Origin of the sequence: Sutterella sp. (genome assembly GCF_030539355.1) — a bacterium.
Lineage (GTDB): Bacteria > Pseudomonadota > Gammaproteobacteria > Burkholderiales > Burkholderiaceae_F > Sutterella.
In genome coordinates, this window is sequence record NZ_JAUNSF010000189.1 from 1 (window position 1) to 2175 (window position 2175).

The window sequence follows — 2175 nt, forward strand, 5'->3', positions numbered from 1 at the left end:
ATCGAGCGCATCTACTCGCCCGACCGCCTCAAGTACCCGATGAAGCGCGTGGGCAAGCGCGGCGAGGGGAAGTTCGAGCGCATCTCCTGGGAGGAGGCGATCAGGACGATCGCCACCGAGTGGAAACGCATCCGGGAGAAGTACGGCAACGAAGCCATTTACTGGCAGTACTGTTCGGGCCAGCAGTCGATCGTCAGCTCCCGCTGCGCCTGGCAGCGCCTGATGAATCTGATGGGCGGCTACCTCAAGTACTACGGCTCCTACTCGAACGCACAGGGCTCCGCGGCCTTCCCGCTCACATACGGCGGCCGTCCGTCGTCGCTCCCGACTGTCATCGCCGACGCCGAGCTCTACGTCCTCTTCGGCAACAACCCGTCGGTCACGCGTCCGTCGGGCGGCGGCAAGGGTTACCAGATTGACCTCGCGCTCTCGAAGAAGCGCCCGCGCATCATTGTGATCGACCCGTGCTTCACCGACACCGCGTCGACGCGCGCCGACGAGTGGGTGCCGATCCGCGTCGGCACCGATGCCGCGCTGATCGCCGCGCTCGCCTATGAGTTCATCACGAATGACTGGGTCGACCAGGAGTTCCTCGACAAGTACTGCGTGGGCTACGACGCGAAGACGCTTCCCGCCTCCGCGCCGAAGAACGGCGACTACAAGTCCTACATCCTCGGCGAAGGCCCCGACCACATTGCGAAGACCCCCGAGTGGGCCGCTCCGATCACCGGCATTCCCGCCGACGTGATCCGCCGTCTCGCGCGCGAGATGGCCACGACCAAGCCCCTCTTTGTCTCGCAGGGCTGGGGCCCGCAGCGCCAGGCCAACGGCGAGGACACCTGCCGCGCCATCGCGATGGTGCCGATCCTGCTCGGCCAGGTGGGCCTGCCCGGCACGAACACGGGCGCCCACGAGGGCAACACCCCGTTCCCCGCGAAGTACCTTCCCACCGGCAAGAACCCCGTGAAGGCCACGATCCCGGTCTACCTCTGGACCGACGCCATTCTGCGCGGCCACGAGATGACCCGCCGCACCGATGCTCTGAAGGGCGCCGAGGCGCTCACGCAGGACATCAAGATGATCATCAACTCGGGCGGCAACACGATGATCAACCAGCACGGCGACTGCAACTGGACGCACGGCGTGCTTGAGGACGAGACGAAGCTCGAGTTCCTCGTCGTCTGCGACAACATGATGACGCCGTCCGCACGCTACGCCGACATCCTGCTGCCCGACACGCTCGGTCCCGAGACCAACGACATGGCCTGCCAGGGCGGCAGCCACGGCGACGTCGCCGAGATGCTCGCGATCCAGAAGGCCTGCGAGCCCGAGTACGAGCAGAAGCCGTCCTACGAGATCTGCCGTCTGCTCGCCCGCGAGCTCGGCCTCGAGGCTGAGTTCACCGAGGGCCGCACCCAGGAGGAGTGGATCCGCTGGTGCTACGACGAGACGAGGAAGAAGGTTCCCGAACTGCCCGACTTCGACACCTTCTGGAAGGAGGGCATGGCGAAGGTCTGGCACTTCCGCAAGGACCCGATCGCGCTCGAGGCCTTCCGCAAGGACCCCGAGAAGCACCCGCTCAAGACCCCGAGCGGAAAGATCGAGATCTACTCGGAGAAGCTCGCCAAGGAAACCGCCGACTGGATCCTCCCCGAGGGCGACCAGATCACGCCGATTCCGCAGTACTGGCGCACCTGGGACATGCCGGGCGACGCCGCCCAGGCGAAGTATCCGCTCCAGTGCTTCGGCTTCCACGGTCACGGCCGCATCCACTCGACCTTCCACAATCTCCCGCGTCTGAGGAATCTCCATCCCGACGCCGTCTACATGAACCCGATGGACGCCGCGAAGCGCGGCATCGCTGACGGCGACACCGTGCGTGTCTTCAATGACCGCGGCATCGTCCAGCTCCCCGCGCGCGTGACGCCCCGCCTGATGCCGGGCGTGATCACGATCCCGCAGGGCGCCTGGTACAAGCCCGAGATCATCGACGGCAAGCGCGTCGACGTCGGCGGCTGCATCAACACGCTCGCCGCCCACCGTCCGAGCGCGTACGCCAAGGGCAACGCTCAGCACAACATCCTCGTCGAGGTTGAGAAGTACGCGGCTGCCAGGGCCTGAACAGCGGGAGAATAAAAAATGACACAGAAAGGTTTTTTCATTGACGTCTCGCGC

1 protein-coding gene is annotated in these 2175 nt (G+C 65.5%); it reads left to right on the forward strand.

Going from position 1 to position 2175, the window contains the following annotated elements:
• Positions 1–2121, forward strand: a 2121-nt coding sequence (locus Q4F91_RS13400; RefSeq protein ID WP_303338232.1) for a DMSO/selenate family reductase complex A subunit, incomplete at its 5' end; no start/stop codon positions are given.
• Positions 2122–2175 lie beyond the last annotated feature (54 nt).